The 23,376-nt window shown below is 67.5% G+C and carries 19 protein-coding genes; 13 read left to right on the top strand and 6 right to left on the bottom strand.

Features of this window, described 5'->3' with window-relative positions; translation table 11 throughout:
- Positions 1-190 precede the first annotated feature (190 nt).
- The 3 genes from BST47_RS06320 to mddA are packed head-to-tail and all read left to right on the top strand — an operon-like array spanning position 191 to position 3,350.
- Positions 191-928 carry a hypothetical protein gene (locus BST47_RS06320; RefSeq protein ID WP_083125087.1) on the top strand — a complete coding sequence of 246 codons (738 nt, stop codon included), beginning with the start codon at positions 191-193 and terminating at the stop codon, positions 926-928.
- A 7-nt stretch (positions 929-935) separates the two neighbouring features.
- Positions 936-2,522, top strand: a complete 1,587-nt coding sequence (locus BST47_RS06315) for an HD domain-containing phosphohydrolase (RefSeq protein ID WP_083124430.1) — start codon at positions 936-938, stop codon at positions 2,520-2,522.
- Between the two features lie 48 nt (positions 2,523-2,570).
- Positions 2,571-3,350 (top strand): methanethiol S-methyltransferase, encoded by a 780-nt coding sequence (mddA, locus tag BST47_RS06310; protein ID WP_083124428.1) that lies wholly within the window; start codon positions 2,571-2,573, stop codon positions 3,348-3,350.
- On the opposite strand, the gene BST47_RS06305 is transcribed toward mddA, so the two are convergent.
- The 3 genes from BST47_RS06305 to BST47_RS06295 all read right to left on the bottom strand — a co-directional run bounded on the left by BST47_RS06305 (position 3,301) and on the right by BST47_RS06295 (position 6,089).
- On the bottom strand, positions 3,301-4,428 hold the full coding sequence (locus tag BST47_RS06305) for an NAD(P)/FAD-dependent oxidoreductase (RefSeq protein WP_107528884.1): 1,128 nt from the start codon (positions 4,426-4,428) through the stop codon (positions 3,301-3,303). The genes mddA and BST47_RS06305 overlap by 50 nt on opposite strands.
- 61 nt (positions 4,429-4,489) lie before the next feature.
- Complete coding sequence (locus tag BST47_RS06300) at positions 4,490-4,858, bottom strand: VOC family protein (protein WP_083124424.1); 369 nt, start codon at positions 4,856-4,858, stop codon at positions 4,490-4,492.
- 40 nt (positions 4,859-4,898) lie between these two features.
- Positions 4,899-6,089 (bottom strand): glycoside hydrolase family 3 N-terminal domain-containing protein, encoded by a 1,191-nt coding sequence (locus BST47_RS06295; RefSeq protein ID WP_083124423.1) that lies wholly within the window; start codon positions 6,087-6,089, stop codon positions 4,899-4,901.
- A gap of 92 nt (positions 6,090-6,181) precedes the next feature.
- Between BST47_RS06295 and BST47_RS06290 the strand changes: the two genes are divergently transcribed.
- The 6 genes from BST47_RS06290 (at position 6,182) to recD (ending at position 16,160) form a co-directional block, all read left to right on the top strand.
- Positions 6,182-6,967, top strand: coding sequence for a DUF3060 domain-containing protein (locus BST47_RS06290; RefSeq protein WP_083124421.1), 786 nt, complete (start codon positions 6,182-6,184; stop codon positions 6,965-6,967).
- Between the two features lies 1 nt (position 6,968).
- Positions 6,969-7,586, top strand: coding sequence for an HD domain-containing protein (locus BST47_RS06285; protein ID WP_083124419.1), 618 nt, complete (start codon positions 6,969-6,971; stop codon positions 7,584-7,586).
- Positions 7,587-7,647: 61 nt separating this feature from the next.
- Positions 7,648-7,911 carry a hypothetical protein gene (locus BST47_RS06280; protein WP_083124417.1) on the top strand — a complete coding sequence of 88 codons (264 nt, stop codon included), beginning with the start codon at positions 7,648-7,650 and terminating at the stop codon, positions 7,909-7,911.
- A gap of 31 nt (positions 7,912-7,942) precedes the next feature.
- Complete coding sequence (gene recC / locus BST47_RS06275) at positions 7,943-11,179, top strand: exodeoxyribonuclease V subunit gamma (protein ID WP_083124415.1); 3,237 nt, start codon at positions 7,943-7,945, stop codon at positions 11,177-11,179.
- 2 nt (positions 11,180-11,181) lie between these two features.
- Complete coding sequence (gene recB / locus BST47_RS30890) at positions 11,182-14,472, top strand: exodeoxyribonuclease V subunit beta (RefSeq protein ID WP_083125086.1); 3,291 nt, start codon at positions 11,182-11,184, stop codon at positions 14,470-14,472.
- On the top strand, positions 14,469-16,160 hold the full coding sequence (gene recD, locus BST47_RS06265; RefSeq protein ID WP_083124413.1) for an exodeoxyribonuclease V subunit alpha: 1,692 nt from the start codon (positions 14,469-14,471) through the stop codon (positions 16,158-16,160). The genes recB and recD overlap by 4 nt, the downstream gene beginning before the upstream one ends.
- Before the next feature lie 4 nt (positions 16,161-16,164).
- Here recD and BST47_RS06260 read toward each other — a convergent pair whose 3' ends face one another.
- A complete protein-coding gene (locus BST47_RS06260; RefSeq protein WP_083124412.1) occupies positions 16,165-16,599 on the bottom strand; it encodes a nitroreductase family deazaflavin-dependent oxidoreductase in 435 nt (144 codons plus the stop codon).
- Between the two features lie 56 nt (positions 16,600-16,655).
- On the opposite strand from BST47_RS06260, the gene BST47_RS06255 reads away from it, so the two are divergent.
- From BST47_RS06255 to BST47_RS06240, 4 genes are all read left to right on the top strand, one after another.
- Positions 16,656-17,102 (top strand): SRPBCC family protein, encoded by a 447-nt coding sequence (locus BST47_RS06255; protein WP_083124410.1) that lies wholly within the window; start codon positions 16,656-16,658, stop codon positions 17,100-17,102.
- A 1-nt stretch (position 17,103) separates the two neighbouring features.
- A complete protein-coding gene (locus BST47_RS06250; protein WP_083125085.1) occupies positions 17,104-18,909 on the top strand; it encodes a sulfatase-like hydrolase/transferase in 1,806 nt (601 codons plus the stop codon).
- Positions 18,910-19,405: 496 nt separating this feature from the next.
- Positions 19,406-21,040, top strand: a complete 1,635-nt coding sequence (locus BST47_RS06245) for a fatty acyl-AMP ligase (protein ID WP_083124408.1) — start codon at positions 19,406-19,408, stop codon at positions 21,038-21,040.
- Between the two features lie 47 nt (positions 21,041-21,087).
- The gene (locus BST47_RS06240; RefSeq protein WP_083124406.1) at positions 21,088-21,885 is read left to right on the top strand and encodes a GAF and ANTAR domain-containing protein; all 798 of its coding nucleotides are present in this window, start codon (positions 21,088-21,090) and stop codon (positions 21,883-21,885) included.
- 1 nt (position 21,886) lies between these two features.
- Here the strand turns inward: BST47_RS06240 and BST47_RS06235 are convergent, their stop codons facing one another.
- Positions 21,887-22,642, bottom strand: a complete 756-nt coding sequence (locus BST47_RS06235) for a GAF and ANTAR domain-containing protein (RefSeq protein ID WP_083124404.1) — start codon at positions 22,640-22,642, stop codon at positions 21,887-21,889.
- Positions 22,643-22,667: 25 nt separating this feature from the next.
- On the bottom strand, positions 22,668-23,375 hold the full coding sequence (locus BST47_RS06230; RefSeq protein ID WP_083124402.1) for a GAF and ANTAR domain-containing protein: 708 nt from the start codon (positions 23,373-23,375) through the stop codon (positions 22,668-22,670).
- Between the last annotated feature and the right edge of the window lies 1 nt (position 23,376).

Genomic DNA, 23,376 nt, shown 5'->3' with positions numbered 1-23,376 from the left:
ATCGTCGCTCGTAGCTTGGCTGCTCGACAAGTGTCCCTGGAGGGCTTTCGCGGCTGAGGTCAGCCCGGCGAGCAGACGCATACACCCCCTGCTGGCGCCTAATTTGGGGGTTCTCGCGTCTGCTCGCGGGGATGAACTTGGGGCAATTGCCCCATGTGGCTGCCCCCGCTGCCAACAAATGATGACAGTCATGACCACCACACCTGAAGCGGCCGCGACCGCCTCCAAGACCATGCCCCTGCCCGACGGAGACGAGGAACGCGTCGTCGGCTTCGGCGTCATGGGCCTGCCCTTCGCCAACGGGCACTATCTCGCCTTCCGCGACTTCCCCGAGACGTCCTTCTCCCCCGCCTACCTGTCGGTGTGGCATCGCACCCCGGACGGCGTGTGGACGTTCTACGCGACCACACCCGGCCCGCAGAGCTGCTCGCGCTACTTCAGCTCGGCGACCCCAGTCGACCCGGTCGTCAGCGACATCACGTCGCGCTGGGTCACCCCGTGGTCGCTGGCGATTTCCATTGACGGCGTGCTGGATTGGCGCGTCGACATCACGACCACACCCGCGACACGACTGATGAGCGCCGTCGGCTCGACGCTGCCCGCGACGATGGCGCGCAGCCGCACAGTGCTCGCCGCGATGAGCCCGATCGTCGGCCCGCTGCTGGGCATCGGCCGCATCAAGCTCACCGGCCACCTGCCCAACGGCCAGGAATTCCGCATCGCTCCGCGACGGGTGTGGGCGGTCGCCGACTCCAGCGCCGTCGTCAAGGGCGAGGACCTCGGACCCGTCGGACCCCACCCCGTCCAGGGCAACCTGGCCGACTTCCAATTACCCCAGCGCGGTATCTGCGTCGTCGCGCAGGGCCGTTTCGAGGCGTTCGACGTCGCCCGGCATCGCGACGGCGACCGTCTTGACCTTTCCAGCTGACCAAGCGATGACGACAGCGCAGAATCGGCACATGCCCCCTCGGCAGTCGTCGCCAGCCCTTCCGACCCGCGCGGAAGTGGTGGCGGCGCTGTCGGTGGCCATCGACCTCGGGTTGGGGCAGCCCGCCGAGCACATGCTGCGGTCGGCGCTCATCGCGACGCGGATCGCCGACCGTCTGGGACTCACTGCCGCCCAGCGCGATTGCATCTACTACGCGACGCTGATCATGTGGATCGGCTGTCACGCCGACTCGCACGAGTATGCGCGGTGGTTCGGCGACGACATCGCGGTGCGCCGCGGCTCGTATCTCGTCGACTGGTCGGGCCTGCCGTATCAACGATTCCTGCTCACCAACGTCGGCCGTGGTGAATCCCTGCTGTCGCGACTGAAGACCGCTGCGACCCTGTACGCCAATGCGCGGGGCCACATTTCGCAACTCATCCACTCGCATTGCACCTCGGCGGCGCTGCTGGCCCAGCGGATCGGGCTGGCCGACGACGTGCAGACCGCGCTGCGGTTCACCTTCGAGCGATTCGACGGCGGCGGGCTGCCGACCGGCTCTGCAGGCGAAGCCATCCCGATCGAAATGCGTGTCGCCCAGCTCGCCGACATGGTCGAGGTGCATCAACGCGAATACGGCACCGACGGGGCGGTCGCGATGGCACGCAGCCGGCGCGGTGGGCAGTTCGATCCCGCAGTCGTCGACGCGTTCGTCGCCGACCCGTCGGGAGTGCTCGCCGTACCGTCGGCGGGTGACGTATGGGCCACCGCGCTGCAGCATGCGCCCGACCGCAACACCCGCCTCGACGGGCCCTCGCTGGACTCGCTGCTGATGGCGCTCGGCGATTTCGTCGACCTCAAATGCCCGTTCACCCTCGGGCATTCACGCGCGGTCGCACAGCTTGCGGCCGATGCCGCCGTCGCCGCGGGATTGGACGAGGACGCCGTGACGTTGACCCGACGCGCCGCCTGGGTACACGACATCGGCCGCATCGGCGTGTCCAATCAGATCTGGTCCAAGTCAAGCGATTTGACCATGGCGGAGTTCGAGCGCATGCGGCTGCACCCCTATCTGTCCGAGCGCATCCTGTCCCGGGTACCCGGCCTGAAGGACGTCGCGGCCGTCGCCACCAACCATCACGAATGCCTCGACGGCTCCGGGTATCCGCGTGGGCTGGCCGCGCGACAGTTGACGATGCCCGACCGGTTGTTGGCGTGTGCGGTGAGCTATCAGAGCGCACTGGAACCGCGGCCCTACCGCGAGGCGCTCGGGCCCGCCGGTGCGGCACGCCGCCTGCGTGAACGGGTCCGCGACGGGGAACTGGACTCGGTGGCCGCCGACGCCGTGCTTTACGCCTCCGGTCACGCGCCGGCGAAGCCGAAAGCGCGCCCGCACGGGCTCACAGCGCGGGAGGTCGAGGTGCTGAGGCTCGTCGCGCAAGGGGTCAGCAACAGGGAGATCGCGGCCAAACTGGTCCTCAGCGAGAAGACGGTCCGCAATCACGTGGAACGCACGTACACCAAGATCGGCGTCTCGAACCGGATCGGCGCCAGCATGTATGCCCTCGAGCACGGTCTGGTCGCTGAAAGTTGAGGCATCCGCCTCACGCGCCTGCGCAGCCCTGCGGCGAAGAGTCGAACCATGAAACGAACCATCGCCGTCGTCTACGGCACACTCTGCTACACCCTGTTTCTCGTCGTCTTCCTGTACCTGATCGGTTTCGTCGGTGGCCTCGCCGTGCCACGCAGTGTCGACAACGCTCTCGTCGCCGCTGCTGGCTGGGCGGTACCGATCGACATCGTCCTCGTGACGCTGTTCGCGGTGCAGCACAGCGTCATGGCCCGTCCGGCGTTCAAGCGATGGTGGACGCGCATCGTGCCGGCGCCCATCGAACGCAGCACCTACGTGCTGATCGCGAGTCTCGTTCTCGTCCTGATGTTTTGGCAGTGGCGCGAACTGCCCGCGGTTGTCTGGGACGTGACGTGGCAGCCCGCGCGTCTCGCGGTGTGGACGATGTTCTGGCTGGGCTGGGCGATGGTGCTGGCGTCGACCTTCATGATCAACCACTTCGAGCTGTTCGGGCTGAAACAGGTGTTCACGGCCTGGCGGGCGCGGCCATCCGCGGAGACCGGTTTCCGGGTGACGCTGTTGTACCGGGTGGTGCGCCATCCGTTGATGCTGGGCTTCCTCATCGCGTTCTGGGCGGCCCCGACGATGTCTGCGGGTCATCTGCTGTTCGCGGCGGTGATGACGGGATACATCCTGCTCGCCCTGCAGCTCGAAGAGCACGATCTGACGGCGGCGCTGGGAGCACGCTACGCCGAGTACCGGCAGCGAGTGCCCATGCTGATCCCGGGACTGGCTGTAATCGCTACGCGCGCAGCAGTTCTTCCGCGTGACGGAGGTCCTCGTCCGCGTTGAGCGTCAGCACCCCGACGACCTCGCCGTCGGACTCGTACCAGACCGTGAACCCGTCGTGGTGGTCGACAAGCCGACACGTTTCGTAGCTGCCCCAGCCGCGGTACTTGAACACCGAATCGCCGATGATGGACGTAAATCCGGGAACTTGATCCCAGGCGGCTGAGAAGCCGGCGGCCGTGAGTCCCGCGACGAGCCCCTCCTGCGCGGCATCGCGCCAGTGCTCGGCGGGGATGCGGCGCCCTGCGGTGACATTGTGGGCAAGGGCGACGTCACCCGCGGCGTAGACGTTGCGCGCCGACGCGTGCATGTGCTCGTCGACCACGATGCGCCCGTCGCGGGTCTCCAATCCGGCGGATTCGGCCAGCCGGATGTCGGGCCGCACACCATTGGCGGAGACGACGAGGTCGGCCTGGACCGCCGTGCCGTCGTCGAGCACCACGCCCGAGCCGTCGATTTCGGCGACTTTGGTCCCACCGACGAAGCCGACCCCGTTGTCGGCGAGAATCTTCACCACACGCTCGCCGACCTCGACACCGAACCGTCGTTGCAGGGGAACGGTTTCCGGGGCCACCAGCGCGGTTTTCACACCCCCGGTCGCCAGCGCGGCGGCGGCTTCGCAGCCGATCAGGCCGCCGCCGATGACGACTGCCGAGTCTGCGTATCGGGCCGCCATCTTCAGCGCAACCGCATCGCTGAACGACCGCAGCGTGAGCGCGGACTCGGCGCCGGGGATCGTCAGCCTGATCGGCCTCGCACCCGACGCGACGACGAGATGCCAGTACGGGTAGCGCTGCCCGCCCGCAGTAACCACCTCTTGGCAGTCGGTGTCGATGTGGTCGACGGTGACGCCGCGAATGAGGTCGACGTTGTTGCGGTCGAACCAGCCGGCGCTGTGCAACTCGCGGCGGTCCTCACGGCCGCAGAGATAGCCCTTGCTCAGTGGCGGCTTGGCGTAGGGAAGCGCAGATTCGACGGTCAGGATGCGCACCGGAATGCCGGGGTGCTTGCTGCGGAACGTCTCCGCCGCGCTCACCCCCGCGGGACCGCTCCCGATGGCGATGAAACCCGGTGTCACCACATCTCCTGAGTACACCTTTCCGCGGTGCGAAACGCCGCTCGTCAGGCTTTTGTCACTTTTGCTAATCGGTCACTCCCCACACCAGACAGAACGGGTGACCGGCAGGGTCGCGGTACACCCGAAACTGGTCGTCCTCGACGGCGTCGCCCACCCGAGTCGCGCCCAGCCCAAGGACTTCACGCTCGGCGGCATCGACGTCATCGACGGCTATGTCCAGGTGGAACTGTTGGGAACCATGTGGGTCCGGGAACCGCGGGGGATCGTGCTCTGGCGATAGCTGAAAGGCCAGCCGACGCCCCGTTGGGTCTGTCAGCACCACCCAGGTGTCGTCCTCCTCATGGAGGCTGCCGCCGAGAACGCCCGCGTAGAAGGTAGCCAGCTGATGCGGCTCCCGGCAGTCGATGACGGTGGAGCGCAGCTTTCCGACCATGAAGCATGGGTTGCCGGTCTCGCGACACGGCAAACGAAAGTCAGCCCCCGCAGTTTGGCGTCGAACTCTTCGACGCAGCCACCCGCGTCGCCGCCTCGTTGACGCGGTCCATGCTCAGCTGTCCCGAATTGACCGCCTGTTCAAGCGAATCCAATACCGCGGGCACCTCGTCGGTGGTGATCCACAGCGCGACGTCGGCGCCGGCCTGCAACGCGCGCAGCACCGCCTCCGGCACACCGTACTGCTCGTTGATCGCAGCCATGCTGGACAGGTCGTCGGTGTACACCAGGCCGGTGAACGGCGGGCCGCCGTAGCCCCCGGATCGCAGCAGGTCGTATGCCGGCTTGGACAGGCTGGCCTGATCGGTGCCCGTCAGGCCCGGCACCTGCACGTGACCGAGCATCACGGCGACCGGATGCTGCGTCGTCAGCGCCCGGTACGGGATCAGGTCGTCGGTCTGCAGTTGCTCGATCGGCGGGACGGTCACGCCGCCGGTGTGTGAATCACCCGAGCCGTGGCCGTGCCCGGGGAAATGCTTGAGCACCGGAAGCACTCCGGCGTCGCGCAGTCCGCGCGCGTACGCACCGGCGTAGGCGGTGACGGTTTCGGCGTCGGAGCCGAAGGAACGGTCCCCGATGACGGTGTCGTCGGGGGCGTCGGTCACGTCGACCACCGGGGCGAAATCGACTGTGATGCCGAGCTGTTTCATCGCGGCGCCCCGCTCGAAGGCGATGGCGTACACCTCGTCGGGCGAAGTGGTGGCGGCCAGGACGCGCGGCGACGGCTGCTCGCCGATGATCGTCGCCAGCCGTGACACGCGGCCACCTTCCTCGTCGACGCTGACGGCCAGCGGCAGCGGACCCGTCGAGGCGGCGATCGCGGGCAGGGATCCGTCCTGCAGCATCGACAGGTCGGTCCAGCTTCCGATCATGATGCCGCCGATGCGGTGGTCGGCGGCGACGGCGCGGGCGTCCTCGGCGCCGGTCACCCCGACCATCAGCAGCTGGGCGAGCTTGTCGCGGGTGGACATGGAGTTGACCAAGCCTTCGGCCTCGCCGCAGGGCGGCGCGACCGGCGAGGTGGGCGCCGGCGAGCTGGGCGCCGAGGCCTCGGTGGATGGCGCTGTCGACGTTCCCGACAGCCGGGGCTTGATGACGAGGACCACCGCGGCGCCGAGCAGCGCCACCGCGAGCACGGCGAACGCGATCGTGATCCACCTCGATGCCTGCATACGTTCCTTGAGGCTCGGCGACATGGGAATGAAGTTACCCGGCGTGGTTGCTTCGCCGCCCGCACGTCATCCCGATATGTCAGGATCTGCCCATGACCTCCCCGGACGACCCCGAGGAACGCATTCGGCAGCTCGAGCAGTCAGCGGCCGCATACGGGGCGCGGGAACTGGGCACCGAGCAGCCCCAATACGGCGAAGGGGTGAACCCATCGTCGCAGCTGCCGCCACCGGCCTATGGCTTACCGCCGCCGGCGTACGGAAGCCCGCCGTCCTATGGTCAACAGCCTTACGGCCAGCCGAACTATGGTCAGCAGCCCTACGGCGATCCGTACCAGCCGCCGTTCGGCACGCACTACACACCGATCCAGAAGAAAGCCGGCGTTCCGGTCGGAGTCGTCATCGGGCTCATCGCGCTCGTGTTCGTCATCCTCGCCGGCATCGGCGTGGTGGTGTCGCTGATGTCGTCGACGATCGAGGAGTCGGGCGTGGCGGGCGGCGGCGGATCGGTCGACAACCCGGACAACACGCGGACGTTCGTCCCGCCGACGATCACCTTCCCGAGCTTCCCGGACATCACGGGCCTGCCGAGCGAGGACACCGAACAGACCGCGACGGCCGACGCCCCGGCGAGTGTCTCGGGGATCGACGAGACGAAAACGGTCGTCTGCCAAAACGGCGACGTGAACATCAGCGGCGTCAACAACACGGTCACGCTGACCGGTAACTGCGGCACCGTCTCGGTGTCCGGCGTCGAGAACAAGATCACCGTCGACAGCGCCAACGCGATCAGCGCCTCGGGCTTCGACAACGAAATCGTCTATCTCTCGGGCGATCCGCAGATCAACACCACCGACTCCAACAAGATCACCCGCGGTTGACGTGAGTGAACAGACCTCGACACCCAAGCTGACCGGCCAGTTCTCCAAGGCCCTCGTGTACGCCGAGCTGAAGCATCACAACCAGGTCCGCAAGGGCGGGAACATCCCCTACCTCGGGCACCTGCTGTCGGTGGCCGGTCTGGTGATCAACGACGACGGCTCCGAAGATCAGGCCATCGCGGCGCTGCTGCACGACTGTGTCGAGGACGCCGGCGGCCCGCCGACGCTGGATGAGATCCGGAAGAACTTCGGTGACGGCGTCGCCACCATCGTCAAGGAGTGCAGTGACACCGACGTCGAGCCGAAACCGCCGTGGCGCGAACGCAAGACGGCCTATGTCGAGCACCTTGCACAGGTCGGCACGGACACGCTGCTGGTTTCGGTCGCCGACAAGCTCGACAACGCCCGGTCAATGCTGCGGGATTACCACGTACACGGCCCCAAGCTGTGGGAGCGCTTCACCGTGAAGGACCCGCGCGATCACCTCTGGTACTACGGCGGACTGCTCGACGCGTACCGCAAGCGCGGTCTGGACAGCTGGATGGTCGACGAACTCGGGCGCGTCGTCGACGAGTTGAAGCGCCTGGTCGAAGGCGGCGACCGAATCATGCTCGTCTGAGTTGTCCACAGCCTCGACGCTTCCGAAGGCCGGTTCGTCGTCGCCGCCATAGGATGTTGCAGTGGCCACTCTGGAGGATCTTGAGGCGCGAGTAGCGGCTCTCGAGGCTTCGCAGGCCGACTACCGCGCGGTGTTGTCGGCCGTCAACGCCCTTGGGGCGAATCAGCGGGAGCACTCGCAGCGATTGACCTCGGTTGAGACACGGCTGACAGCGGTCGAGTCCGGGCTCGCCGACCTCCGACAGGAGACACGCGTCGGCTTCCGCACGGTCGAAGAACACATCGCCGAACTCAAGGATTTGATCATCGGGCGCAACAGCACCTGAGAGTGTCCGCAGCCTCCTACAGTGGACGCTGATGGCACTGCACCTGCACCGTGCTGAGCGCACCGATCTGCTGGCCGACGGTCTCGGCGCCCTGCTCTCGAACCCCCTGCCCGACCCGTTCGCCCAGGAAGTCGTCATCGTCCCCGCCAAGGGCGTCGAACGCTGGCTCAGCCAGCGGCTCTCGCACGTCCTCGGTCGCGGCAGCGGCGCCGACGGCGTGTGCGCAGGCATCGCGTTCCGCAACCCCTACTCGTTGATCGCCGAGATCAGCGGCACCGACCGCGACGATCCGTGGACGCCCGACGCGATGGTCTGGCCGCTGTTGGACGTCATCGACGAAAGCTGCGATCAGCCCTGGTGCAAGACTCTGTCGACCCACCTCGGCCACTTCGAATCGGGTGACGAACGCGAACTTCGGCAGGGCAGGCGCTACTCGGTCGCGCGACGGCTCGCCGGACTCTTCGCGTCCTACGCCCGCCAACGTCCGCACCTGCTCATCGACTGGGAGAACGGTGCGGACGGCGGCATCGATGACGACCTGCTGTGGCAGCCGCCCCTCTGGCGCGCCCTGGTGAACCGCATCGACGCCGACCCGCCCCACGTCCGTCACGCCAAAACCCTTGCCGCACTGCGGGAGTCCCCCACCGACCTGCCACAGCGCATCTCCCTGTTCGGCCACACGCGGTTGCCGAGCACCGAGATCGAACTGCTCGACGCGCTGGCCACCCACCACGACCTGCACCTGTGGCTGCCGCACCCCAGCGACGACCTGTGGACATCGCTCGCCGGCGACCACGGAGCCATCCCCCGTCGTGACGACACCACCCACCGAAGCGTCCACCACCCGCTGCTGGCGACGCTCGGACGCGATCTGCGCGAGCTGCAGCGCAGCCTGCCCGCCGATCCGCGGACCGACGAATATCTCGGCGGCGCTGCCCATCCCGAGACACTGCTCGGTTGGCTGCAATCCGACATCACCGCCAACGCCGTTCGCCCGCAGGGCCGCACGCTGAGGTCCGACGACCTCTCGGTGCAGGTGCACAGCTGTCACGGCCCGGCCCGCCAGATCGATGTCCTGCGCGAAGTGCTGCTCGGCCTGCTCGCCGACGACCAGACCCTCGAACCACGCGACATCCTCGTCATGTGCCCGGACATCGAGACGTACGCGCCGCTGATCGTCGCGGGCTTCGGCCTCGGCGACATGATCAAGGGCGTGCACCCCGCCCACCAACTGCGGGTGCGACTGGCCGACCGGTCGCTCGTGCAGACCAACCCACTGCTCGGCGTCGCGTCGCAGTTGCTCACCCTCGCAGGGGGGCGGGCGACCGCGAGCGAGGTGCTCAACCTCGCCCAGACCGCGCCGGTGCGTGCCCGCTTCGGCTTCACCGACGACAACCTCGAGGACATCACCCGCTGGGTCCGCCAGGCGAACATCCGCTGGGGCTTCGACACCGAACACCGCAAGCCCTACGGTGTCGACTTCATCCAGAACACCTGGCGCTTCGGCGTCGACCGCGTCCTCGCCGGTGTCGCGATGTCCGACGACTCACACGCCTGGATCGACACCACCCTCCCGCTCGACGACGTCAGCAGCAACCGCGTCGAGCTCGCCGGACAGCTCGCCGAGTACGTCGACCGGTTACACCGCGCTGTCGAATCACTCACCGGTGCAAGGCCACTCAGTGACTGGCTGACGTCACTGGCCGACGGCATCGATCTGCTCGCCAAGGTCGGCGACGATGACGCCTGGCAGACCAGCCAGCTGCAACGCGAGTTCGGCGACGTGCTCTCCACCGCCGGCGCCCGCGCCGACAGCCTCATGCGACTCCCCGACATCAAGGCGCTGCTCGACCGCCACCTCGCCGGCAGGCCGACGCGCGCAAACTTCCGCACCGGCACGCTGACGGTGTGCACGATGGTGCCGATGCGGTCCGTACCGCATCGGGTGGTGTGCCTGGTCGGACTCGACGACGGGGTGTTCCCCAGGCTCGGAGTGGTCGACGGCGACGACGTCCTGGCCCGCGCTCCGATGACCGGTGAGCGCGATATCCGTTCCGAGGACCGGCAATTGCTGCTCGACGCGATCGGCGCCGCCACGGAATCGCTCGTGATCACCTACACCGGCGCCAACGAATACTCCGGCCAAGAGCGTCCACCCGCGGTCCCGCTCGCCGAACTCCTCGACGCCCTCGACCTGACCACCGAGACCAAGGAACGCGAGGTTGTCGTCAAACATCCGCTGCAGCCCTTCGACACTCGAAATGTCATCCCCGGCAAGCTGATACCCCGCGAACCATTCACCTTCGACTCCACCGTGAAACGTGCCGCACTGGCCCGCGCGGGCGAGCGCGCCGAACGGCCGTTGTTCATCTCCGGTCTGCTGCCCGCTCCCCCGGCCGAGGATGTCGTCCTCGCCGATCTCGTTGCGTTCTTCCGCGATCCGGTCAAGGGGTTCTTCCGCGCGCTGGACTACACGCTGCCCTGGGAGGTCGACGGCGTCGAGGACGCAATGCCCGTCGACATCAACGCCCTCGAGGAGTGGACCGTCGGCGACCGCATGCTTCAGGACATGTTGCGCGGCATGGATGCCGACCAGGCGCGCCAGGCCGAATGGCGTCGAGGCACCCTTCCGCCGGGAAACCTGGGGTGGCGCAAGGCCAACGAGATACGCGACCAGGTCACCGAGATCGCCGACGCCGCCAGGCCCTACCGTGACGCCCAACCCGACGCCGTCGACGTTGACATCGACCTGGGCCGCGGGCGCAGGCTCACCGGCACCGTCTCGCCGGTCTACGGTGACCGCCTCGTGTCGGTGACCTATTCCAAGCTCGACGGTCGCCATCTGCTTCAGCCGTGGATTCCGTTGCTGGCGTTGATCGCTCACCGACCCCAACGCGAGTGGCGCGCCATCACGATCGGACGACCGCCAAGGGGAACCACACCGCGCGTGGAGATCTTGTCCAAGGCAGAGCGACCCGCGGTGGAGCTATTGGCCGATCTCGTCGCGATGTATGACGAGGGTCGCCGCGCACCGCTGCCGTTGCCCGTCAAGACCTCTTATGCGTGGGCGGAGGCCAAACACGGCCACCGAGATCCCGAACAGCGGGCCGGCTTCAAGTGGCGTTCGGGGAGGTACCCGGGTGAGGAGGACGAGCCCGCCTACCAGTTGGCCTTCGGGAAAGGCACGTGGCTGAAGCACCTCGTCGAGCGCGGCCTCGACGCCTACGCCTGCCGGCTGTGGCTACCGATGCTCGGAGCGCTGGAATGACCATGCAACCGTTCGATCACGTCGGGGATCTACCCGCCCGGCGGTCGACCACTGTGCTGGAGGCCAGCGCGGGGACGGGGAAGACGTTCGCACTGGCGGGTCTGGTCACTCGGTACATCGCCGAGGGCGTGGCGACGCTGGACCAGATGCTGCTGATCACGTTCAGCCGCGCAGCAACGCAGGAGCTGCGCGACCGCGTGCGCCGTCAAATCGTCGACGCAGTACGCGCTTTCGACGATCATGAGGTGACCGGCAACAACGAGGTGATCGCGCACCTGCTCGACGCGAGCGCTGACGAGCGAAAGGAGCGGCAGCGTCGCCTGCGCGACGCGCTTGCCGCTTTCGACGCCGCGACCATTGCGACCACACATCAGTTCTGCCAGCTGGTGCTCAAATCGCTCGGCGTGGCCGGTGACACCGACAGCGGTGTGACACTGGTGGAAAGCCTCGACGAGTTGATCACCGAGATCGCCGATGACCTCTACCTCCGGCACTTCGGCCGCGAGAAGGACAACCCGCTGCTGGCTCACCCCGACGCCCTGCGACTGGCCCGTGAGGTGGTCAATCATCCGGCGACCGAACTGCGCCCGAAGGATCCCGACCCCGATTCACGGGCCGCCGTGTGTCTCCGGTTCGCCGCGGACGTCCAGGCCGAGCTCGAGAAGCGGAAGCGGCAGCGGGGAATTCTCGGGTACGACGATCTGCTCACCCGGCTCGCCGACGCACTGGAGGACAGCGATTCGGCGGCCCGCTCGCGAATGCGTAACCGCTGGCCGATCGTCATGGTCGACGAATTCCAGGACACCGATCCGGTGCAGTGGCAGGTCATCGATCGGGCATTCAGCGGCCAATCCACGCTGATCCTGATCGGCGATCCCAAACAGGCCATCTACGCGTTCCGCGGCGGCGACATCGTCACCTACCTGTCCGCATCCGCGACCGCGGGTACGCAGATGACGCTCGGCACGAACTGGCGTAGCGACGCCGCGCTGGTCGATCGTCTCCAGGCGGTGCTGCGCGGTGCCCAACTCGGACACGAGCGGATCGTCGTGCACGACGTCGCCGCCCACCATCAGGGCACCCGACTGGCAGGTGCGCCCAACCCCGATCCCTTCCGGCTGCGGGTGGTGCGCCGGGATGCGTTCGGCCGCAGCGGAACCAACGTCATCCTCATCGACCAACTGCGCGACCACATCGCCAAGGACCTGGCCGCCGACATCGGTGTCCTGCTCGACTCGGGCGCGACTTTCGGCGGTGAGAAGCTGCACGCGGGCGACATCGCGGTGATCGTGGAGAAGCACCGCGACGCCCGGGTCTGCTACCACGCGTTGTGCGAGGCGGGCATCCCCGCGGTCTACACCGGCGACTCCGACGTCTTCACCTCCGACGCCGCCGAGGACTGGCTGGCGCTGCTGGAAGCCTTCGACCAGCCGCACCGCCCCGGCATCGTCCGGGCCGCCGCGGCGACCATGTTCTTCGGCGAAACGGCCGAATCGCTCGTCGGGGGCGGCGACGGTTTGACCGACCGCATCGCGGAGACGTTGCGGGAGTGGGCAAGTCATGCACGCGAACGCGGTGTCTCGGCGATCTTCGAAGCCGCCCAACTCAACGGTATGGGCGACCGGGTGCTGTCGTGGCAGAACGGCGACAGGATGATGACCGATCTCGCACACATGACCCAGCTGTTGCAGGAAGCCGCCCATCGCGAACACTTCACGCTCCCGGCCCTGAGGGACTGGTTGCGCGCGCAGCGGGAGGATCGCACCGGTGCGGCCGAACGCGCCCGCCGCCTCGACAACGACGCGGCCGCCGTCCAGGTCATGACGGTCTTCGTCGCGAAGGGCCTGCAGTTCCCGGTCGTGTATCTGCCGTTCGCGTTCAACAACAACGTGTTCGAGCCCGAATTGGTGCTGTACCACGAGGGTGACACCAGATGCCTGCATGTCGGTGGGCCGGACAGCTCGGACTTCAACGCCGTCGCGAAACAGGGCCGCGAAGAAGACGCCAGCGACGACAGCCGCCTGATGTACGTGGCGATGACACGGGCGCAGGCGCAGGTGGTCGCGTGGTGGGCACCGTCGAGAGACGAACCCACCGGCGGGCTGTCGCGTCTGCTCCGCGGCCGTGCACCCGGCGAGCCCGTCATACCGGACATCGTTTCGCCGGTGAAGGTCACCGATGACCAGGCGATGGCGAGATTCAAGGAGTGGGAGGCGGTCAACGGGCCGGCGATCGAGGAGTCGATCGTGCAGCCCCTGCCGTCGCCACCGTCGGATGACACGTCGATCACCCTGCAGGCCCGGCACTTTCACCGGTCGATCGACACCGCGTGGCGGCGCACCTCCTACAGCGGCCTGATCCGGGCGAGCGAGTCGACGCCGGTGAGTAGTGAACCCGAGGTGGTCGAGCTGGACGACGAGGCCGCCGAGATCCCACTGGTGACCGCCGCGGTGGGGACGGATGTGCCGTCCCCGATGGCTGACCTGCCGAGCGGCGCGAAGTTCGGCACCTTGGTGCACGCCGTGCTGGAGACCGCGGATCCGTTCGCGCCCGATCTCGCGGCGGAGTTGGAAGCGCAGATCCGCGAACACGCGCTCTGGTGGCCGGTCGACGTCGCGGCGGCCGACCTGGCCGCCGCGATGCTGCCCATGCACGACACTCCCCTGGGTCCGCTCGCCGCCGGCCAGACGCTGCGACAGATTGGTCTGCACGACCGGATGCGGGAGATGGACTTCGAGTTCCCGCTCGCGGGAGGGGATCTGCGGGGATCGGCACCGCAGATCCGACTCGCCGACGTCGGCGAGCTCGTGGGGCAGTACCTCGCCACGGACGACCCGCTCGCGCCGTATGCGGACCGACTGAAGGGGGCGACACTGGGCGGGCAGTCCCTCAAGGGCTATCTGTCGGGTTCGGTCGACGCGGTGCTACGGATCGGTGAGCGGTACATCGTCGTCGACTACAAGACCAACTGGCTGGGCGACCAGAATCAGCATCCGCTCACTGCCGCGGACTACGCGCGCCCCAGGCTGACCGAGGCGATGCTGCATTCCGACTACCCGTTGCAGGCCCTGCTGTACAGCGTTGTGCTGCACAGATTCCTGCGATGGCGGTTGCCGCGATACCTGCCGGACACACATCTGGGCGGCGTGATGTACCTGTTCCTGCGCGGCATGTGCGGACCGGACACCCCGGTGGTCGACGGACACCCGGCGGGGGTGTTCAGTTGGCAGCCGCCCACGTCACTCATCACCTCGATGTCCGACCTTCTCGACGCGGGCGGGGTGGTGGCATGACGAGCGTGGAGTGGCGACGGGCGGTCAGCGCGACCGGACTCTTGCAGACGTTCTCCGATGCCGAGGTCATCGATGCATCGGATGTGCATGTGGCACAGCGCCTCAGCGCGATGGCGTCCGAGACCAACGACGTGGTGGCACTTGCCCTGGCGCTGGTGGTGCGCGCGCTGCGGAACGGATCGGTGTGCCTCGATGTGCGCTCGGTCGAGGAGCAGGTCAGCGTCGAGGGGCTGCCGTGGCCTGCTGTGGACGCCTGGCTGGCGGCGATTCGGGAGAGTCCGCTGAGCGGGCAGCCACCTGTGCTCCGGGTCGAAGGCAACCTGCTGTACCTCGACCGGTACTGGCTCGAAGAGCAGCAGGTGTGCGACGACATCCTCACCCTGATCGCCACCAAACCGGCAAAGGCCACCACCGACATCGACCGCCTCTTCCCGAGGGGCTTCGAGGAGCAGCGCGCCGCCGCGGAAGTGGCTCTGGCACAAGGGTTGACGGTGCTCACCGGCGGCCCGGGCACAGGCAAGACGACGACGGTGGCGCGACTGCTCGCGCTGCTGGCCAGCGGGACACAGCTGCGGATCGCGCTGGCGGCACCGACAGGCAAGGCCGCCGCCCGACTGCAGGAGGCGGTGCAACTCCAGGTCGACAAGCTGGAGGATGCCACGGACCGGGAGGCGCTGTCGGGCCTGCACTCGACGACGTTGCATCGCCTGCTCGGCAGCAAGCCGGACACCTCGGCGAGGTTCCGGCACAACCGGGCCAACCGGTTACCTCATGACGTGATCGTTGTCGACGAGACGTCCATGGTGTCGATGACGATGATGGCGCGATTGCTCGAGGCGGTCCGTCCCGACGCGCGTTTGATCCTGGTCGGTGATCCGGACCAGTTGGCGTCGGTGGAGGCAGGTGCGGTGCTCGCGGATCTCGTCGACGGACTGGGCGGTGCTCGCATCGCCGAGTTGACGACATCGCACCGGTTCGGCGAGTCGATCGGCAAGCTGGCGTCGGCCATCCGGACCGGCGATGCCGATCAGGTCATCGAGGTGCTGCGCGCGGGCGGCAAGCACATCGAGTGGATCGACACCGAAGAGCCGGCCGGGCATCTGCGGAGAGTCGTTCTGCCGCAGGCGAATGCGCTGCGCCAGGCAGCCGTGCTCGACAATCGGAATGCAGCCTTGGCATCACTCGACGAGCATCGGCTGTTGTGTGCGCATCGCCGGGGCCCGTATGGCGTGCGGTACTGGAACCACCAGATCGAGCGATGGCTGGCGGAGATCACCGGCGACCCGATCTGGTCGGAGTGGTATCCGGGGCGTCCGGTGTTGGTGACGGCCAACGACTACGGACTGGGCCTCTACAACGGTGACGCCGGTGTGACGCTGCTGCGCGACGGCGCGATGCGGGTGGCCATCGCGGGCTCCGATGAGGTGGAGTTCGCGACCAGCCGGCTCTCCGATGTCGAGACCATGCACGCCATGACGATCCACAAGTCGCAGGGCAGCCAGGCCGACGAGGTGACCGTGCTGATGCCGCCCGAGGATTCGCGGTTGCTGACCCGCGAGCTGTTCTACACGGCGGTGACGCGGGCCAAGGAGAAGATCCGCGTCATCGGATCGGAGGATTCGGTGCGCGCCGCGGTGCAGCGGCGGGCGGTCCGAGCGTCGGGCCTGGCACAACGACTCCGCGCCTGACGACTCAGTTGTCGCGCACCAGCTCGAAAACAGGAATCACGCGGTCGGTCCGCTTCTCGTACTCGGCGAACCCCGGCGCCCGCTCCACGATGATCTGGTAGATGCGGTCGCGGTCCTCCCGCGTCAGTTCTCGGGCGACCACCGGGCGTTTGGGTTCCGCGCCGATCTCGACCTGGACGTGAGCGTGGGCGCGCAAGTTGAACACCCAGGCCGGACTCTCCTCGCGGCCCGCCGCGGAACCGACGACGTAGATCTTGTCGTCGATGTCGAAGTAGGCGATGAGATTGACCCGCTCAGCGCCGCTCTTGGCGCCCGAGGAGGTCAGAATCAGCAGCGGAAAGCCTTCGAACTGCCCGCCGACCTTTCCGCCGTTGCGGCGGAACTCGTCGATGTTGCGCTTGTTGAATTCGCGTTCTTCGGCCATTGCGTCGTCGGACATGCTCCCATCGTGGCACTTGCACGGATCAGGCGAGCCGAAACGCGTAGCGTGGGGCGGTGGCCCGGATCGACCGCTCGCGCACCATCGCAGCTGCCCCGCAGGACGTCTGGGAAGTTCTTGCGAATTTCGGCGCGCTCAGTACGTGGGTCGACCGCGTCGACCACTCCTGCATCCTGGTGCACGGCGCCGACGGTCCCATCGGCACGACGCGACGGGTTCAGCTGGGGCGCCAGACCCTTGTCGAGCGCATTGTCGAGTTCGACCCGCCGCACGCGCTCGCCTACGACATCGAGGGCCTGCCCAAGCAGCTCGACAGGGTCAACAACCGCTGGACGTTACGGCCGTCGGGGCAGTCGACCGTCGTCACCCTGACAAGCACCGTCGAGGTCGGTTCCGGCCGAATACGGAAGCTCGCCGAACGCGCCGTGTGCCGTCTGATGACCCGAGAGTCCGACGGCCTGCTCGATGGGCTGGCCAAGCGATTGGAGAACACACGTGTCTGAGCTGTCTGAGCGTCCCGACATCGTCATCCTGATGACCGACGAGGAACGCGCGATACCGCCCTACGAGTCACCCGAGGTGCTCGCCTGGCGTGACCACACGCTTGCCGGCCGCAAGTGGTTCGACGAGCACGGGGTCAGCTTCGGCCGCCACTACACCGGCTCGCTGGCCTGCGTGCCAAGTCGCCCAACGATTTTCACCGGCCAGTATCCCGACCTGCACGGCGTCACACAGACCGACGGCATCGGCAAGGTGTACAACGACTCCCGCATGCGCTGGCTGCGTCAGGGCGAGGTGCCCACGCTTGGAAATTGGTTTCGCGCCGCCGGATACGACACCCATTACGACGGCAAATGGCACATCACCCACGCGGATCTCACCGACCCGGCCACCGGCAAGCCGCTCGCGACCAACGACGACGACGGCGTGGTCGACCACGACGCGGTGCAGGCCTACCTCGACGCCGATCCCCTTGCGCCGTTCGGGTTTTCGGGTTGGGTGGGCCCCGAACCGCACGGCGCGCTGCTGGCGAACGCCGGAGTTCGGCGCGACGGGCTGATCGCCGACCGCGTCGTCGCCTGGCTCGACGACCGGTATGCCCGGCGGCGCGCGGGTGACGCGGACGCACTGACACCGTTCCTACTGGTGGCCAGCTTCGTGAATCCGCATGACATCGTGCTGTTCCCGGCGTGGTCGCGCAGGAGTCCGCTGCAGCCGTCGCCGCTGGATCCGCCGCACGTGCCCGCCCCTCCGACCGCGGACGAGGACCTGTCGACCAAGCCCGCCGCGCAGATCGCGTTCCGCGAGGCGTACTACACCGGCTACGGCGTGGCGCCCGCGGTGAACCGGACCTACAACCGCAACGCCCAGCGCTATCGCGACCTCTACTACCGGTTGCATGCCGAGGTCGACGGGCCCCTCGACCGGGTGCGTCGAATGGTCACCGACGGCTCGGACAACGCGGTGCTGGTGCGCACCTCCGACCACGGCGATCTGCTGGGTGCACACGGCGGCCTGCATCAGAAATGGTTCAACCTGTACGACGAGGCCACCCGCGTTCCGTTCGTCGTCGCACGCACCGGCGCGGGCGCAACATCCGCCCGCACGGTGACGGCGCCGACGTCGCACGTCGATCTGGTGCCGACGCTGTTGGGTGCGGCCGGTATCGACGTCGCGGCGGTGGCGGCGGCGCTACGTGATTCGTTCTCCGAGGTGCACGACCTGCCGGGCCGCGATCTGATGCCCGTCGTCGACGGTGCGCCTGCCGACGAGTCACGTCCGGTGTACTTGATGACGCGCGACAACATGCTCGAAGGCGACACCGGCGCGTCGGGCGTGGCGCGTCAATTGAAGCTGACGGTCAATCCCCCTATGCCGCTGCGCATTCAGATACCCGCGCATGTCGGATCCAATTTCGAAGGACTGGTCGTGCGAGTCGACGACCACTTGTGGAAGCTGGTGCGCACGTTCGACGATCCGGCGACCTGGACAGAGCCCGGGGTACGGCACCTCGCGGCCAACGGGCTTGGCGGAGAGGCGTATCGGACGTCGCCGCTGGATGATCAGTGGGAGCTCTACGACCTCACCGTCGACCCGACCGAGGCCGTCAACCGGTGGGACGACCCCGATCTCGACGACCTGCGCCGGCACCTTCGGATGGAGTTGAAGCAGGCACGGACCGACGCCGTTCCGGAGCGCAACAACCCGTGGCCGTATGTTTCTCGCCGGCCACCGGCCGCCAAGCCGTCCGCGGTGACCAAAATCGTCGCCCGCGTGCAGCGACTGGGTAGGCCGCGTCCCGCCGGATAGCGGCCCGCAAAGTCAGCGTCGTATTTGTGAATCTGGCCGATCGACGCGCTACAGTTTGTGCAGGTTGATTGCCCAGCCTTACGGAAACGTCTCGGCGGCGACTTCTCCTCCCCGCCGATCAGGTCCCTGACCTCGGACGTCAGCCGAAAAATCATTGGTGCGAACGATCGGGCCGGGGGGCTTGGTTGCCTGAAGGTACAGAGTTGATAACGACTCGGGGCGGTGTCGGCGTGCGAAGGTGCCCCGCAACGGCTGGGTCTGTATCGTCAGTGCGTCCGACATGCAAGGCACGTCGCTCCGACCGGTGCGGCGAACCATCTGGGTTGAACACAGAGGAGACACGCACCTCCACAGTCATCGTCGGCCCTGAACCGGGCTGGGCGACGGCCGAACCCCAGCGGCTTCCACATCACCTGGCGCATCAGCAATTTCGCGCCAGGTCTACCAAAACAGCCAATACGCGGCGTCGTTGCGCGCCAAGGCCAAAGGGATTGTCGTGAGCCGATTCACCGAGACGATGTACAGCAACGCCCAGTCGAGTCGCAAGGGCATGGTCACCGGGGAGCCCGGCGCACCTGTGCGCCATACCTGGGCTCAGGTGCACGAACGGGCCCGCCGCGTGGCGGGTGGCCTGGCAAAAACGGGCATCGGCCCTGGTGACGCCGTCGCCGTTCTCGCCGGCGCCCCGGTCGAGATCGCGCCGACCGCTCAGGGCATCTGGATGCGCGGTGCCAGCGCGACCATGGTTCACCAGCCCACTCCCCGCACCGACCTGGTGCGATGGGCCGAAGAGACCACCGCCGTGATCGAGATGATCTCGGCGAAAGCCGTCGTCATCTCCGACCCGTTCATGGCCGCGGCGCCGGTGCTCGAGGGACTCGGGATGACGGTGGTGACGATCGAATCGCTGCTGGCCAATGACCCCATCGAGCCGCTGGAGACCTTCGACCACGATGTGGCCCTGATGCAGCTGACGTCGGGCTCGACGGGCTCGCCGAAGGCCGTCCAGATCACCCACGCCAACATCGTCGCCAATGCCGAGGCGATGGTCGTGGGCTGCGACTTCGATCTCGACACGGATGTGATCGTGAGCTGGCTGCCGTGCTTCCACGACATGGGCATGACGGGTTACCTGACGGTGCCGATGTACATCGGAGCCGAGCTGGTCAAGGTGACGCCGATGGACTTTCTCAGCGATACGTTGTTGTGGGCCAAGCTCATCGACAAGTACAAGGGCACGATGACCGCCGCGCCGAACTTTGCCTACAACCTGTTCGCCAAGCGATTGCGCAGGCAGGCGACGCCCGGAGAATTCGACCTGTCCTCGCTGCGGTGGGCGCTGTCCGGCGCCGAGCAGGTCGACCCACTCGACGTCGAGGATCTCTGCGATGCGGGCGCACCCTTCGGGCTCAAGCCCGAGGCCATCATCCCCGCGTACGGCATGGCCGAGACCACGGTGGCCGTCTCCTTCTCCGAGTGCGGCGGAGGCATGGTCGTCGACGAGATCGACGCGGATCTGCTCTCGGTCCTGCACCGCGCGGTCCCGGCGACCAGGGGGAACACCCGGCGGCTGGTATCGCTGGGCAAGCCGCTGGAGGGCCTGGAGGTCCGCATCGTCGACGAAGACGGCAGCGTGCTGGCCCCACGGGGCGTCGGTGTCATCGAGGTCCGCGGCGAGCCGGTGACGAGGGGCTACACCACGGTGGCCGGATTCATCCCGGCCCAGGACGAGCGCGGCTGGTACGACACCGGTGATCTGGGCTATCTCACCGAGACCGGTGAGGTGGTCGTGTGTGGGCGCATCAAGGACGTGATCATCATGGCCGGGCGCAACATCTATCCGACCGACATCGAACGTGCGGCCAGCCGGGTCAACGGCGTGCGGCCAGGCTGCGCCGTCGCGGTCCGACTCGACGCGGGGCTGTCTCGGGAGACCTTCGCCGTCGCGGTGGAGTGCAAGGATTTCGCCGATCCCGAGCAGGTGCGCCGGGTCGAGCGACAGGTCGCCCACGAGGTGTTCGCCGAGGTGGATGTCCGCCCGCGCAACGTGGTGGTACTCGAACCCGGGATGATTCCGAAGACACCGTCGGGCAAGTTGCGTCGCGCGCACGCGCTGTCACTCGTGGACTGACGGGACGGGTTATCTGGCCCGCAACTGCGGGTACATTGCTTAGGCACATGGCTGATTACGACCCACAGCCCGGCCGATCATCGGCTCCGGAGCCCGATCTGTCTGCCGCCCAGCGCGAGGCGGACGACGTCGACCTGTATGCCGGCCTGCGAGGCGTGGCGGGACTGGTGGCCGGGGGGCGCGGGGTCACCGACCTCCTGCGCGACGTGGCAGAGTTCGCGGCTCGTGCCATTCCCGGTGTCGACGGCGCGGGCGTCACCTTGATCGATGTGTGCGGGGGGGTCAAAGCCTGGGCGGTCACCGTGGCGTTCGTCGAAGACATCGACAGGCTGCAGTACGCCGAAATCAAAGAGGGGCCGTGCGTCACGTGTATGGACACGCGCCGGTCCACGGTCAGCGGGTCGCTGGGGAGCGACAGCCGGTGGCCGCATTTCGGCGGACGTGTGGCGCGGATGGGTGTGCATTCCGCGCTGGCGTTGCCGATGATGGTCGGCGATCAATTGGTCGGTGCGATCAACACCTATGCCAAAAGCCGCGATGCATTCGGCGACCACGCGGTGGAGTTGGGCTCGCAGTTCGCCGGACCTGCGGCGGTGTCGGTCCTCAATGCCCAACTGCTCGACCATGCCCAGGCCCGCACGAGGCAGTTGCAGAGCGCGCTGGGCACCCGCGCGACGATCGACCAGGCGATCGGAATCATCCGTGCCCGCTCGGGGGTCGGCGCCCAGGTGGCGTTCGATCGGCTCGTTCGAATGAGCCAGACCGAAAACATGAAGCTCCACGTCGTGGCGGAGCGGCTGGTCGAAGAAGCGGTACGACGCGCCAAGGCCCGCCAGCGCGAGTGAGTTACGTTGCCGGCGTGACGAATTCGCCGATGGCGGAGACCAGCACCGGACGCGCGTGCCGGTCGGTCATCAGGCGCTGCGCGACTTCGGTCAGATGCTCACCATTGGCGCGGGCGTAGGCGCGCACCAGTCTGAAGGCCTCCTCGACGGAGACGTCGAGAGCCTCGCGCAGATATCCCTTGGCCTGCTCGACGATGACGCGGCTCGCGAGCGCGGAGCGCAGCTGCGGGATCACTGTCGATGGCGTTGGCGCGTGCTCCTGCAAGATCGCCACGCAGGCGATGTGCGCGAGCGTCTGCGCGACGAGGCGGTCCGCGTCGTTGAGTTCGCCCGAGCCGGAGCCGAACAGCCCGAGTGCGCCCAGCACGATGCCTGCCGCGCGCATCGGCACGGCGTGCACGGAGGCGAAGCCGGCGTCGAGCGCGGCCGGTACGAACCGGGGCCAGCGCTCGGCCGCGACGGTCAGGTCAGCGACCGACACGGGTTGGCCGGTGGAGTAGCAGTCGACGCAGGGGCCTTCGTCGGCCTGCAGTTGGAAGAGCTCCAGTTCGTGGGCTTGCTCGGTGGTGGCGGCCAACAGTCGCAGTTGGTTGAGCGGGTCGACGAGCAGGAAGCCGGCGGCCTCGACGTCGAGCAGCTGGGCGCAGCGCTCGGTCAGTTCGGTCAGCAGATCGACCACGTCGAAGTCCTCCAGGAGGGTGTCGACGAGGGATACGACCGCGTCCAGGACACGGGTCTCGCGGGAGGCTTCGGTCATGCCACACTCCTTTCCTCGGTATGCATCAGTCGGCCTCGAGGCGCAGTCGACGTTCCAGGATGTCCCGGGCGACCTCGGTCGAGGTGCGTCCCGTCGCGTAGGCGTGCGCGCGCAGGCGGACCAGAGCCTCGGCAGGCTCGACGTCGAGTTGGGCGACCAGCATGCCGGTCGCCTGGCTGACCTCGGCGCGCGACAGTGAGTTCAGTTCCGCCCAGGCGTTGCTGAGCGGGTCGGAAGCGGCCGCGGAAAGGTCTCCGTCCAGGAGGTCCAGCACGGGAGCGCCTGCCAGTTCTGCGGCGACGACGGCACCCGACAACTGCTCGCGGTCCAGCTGGCCGGGCTGAACGCGGAACAGGTCGAGTGCGCCGACGTATTCGCCGGCGACCAAGACGGGCATCGCGAATACCCCGCGGACGTGTAGATCGAGCATCGCGGGGCCGTAGAGCGGCCAGCGTCCTTCGTCGGGATCGGCGAGATCGATGACCTCGACGGGCGCACGGCTGCTGACCGAGTCGAGGCAAGGCCCCTCACCGATGAGAAACTGAAGCTCGTCGTATGTCCGCGCGGGCTCACCGCTGCAGCCGAGGGTTCCATTGTTGGCGCCGTCGAACACCAGCGAGATCGCCGCCGCATCGACGTCGAAGAGCACTACGCACGCCTCACACAGTCGGTCGGCGGCATCGGTCCCGCGGCGACCGTCAATCGCGGCGAGCAACTGATCCTGAATCGCCACA

Source organism: Mycolicibacterium tusciae, assembly GCF_002086795.1.
GTDB lineage: Bacteria > Actinomycetota > Actinomycetes > Mycobacteriales > Mycobacteriaceae > Mycobacterium > Mycobacterium tusciae.
Note: the sequence above shows the minus strand (reverse complement) of the source record. Positions and strands in the feature narration are given on the sequence as shown.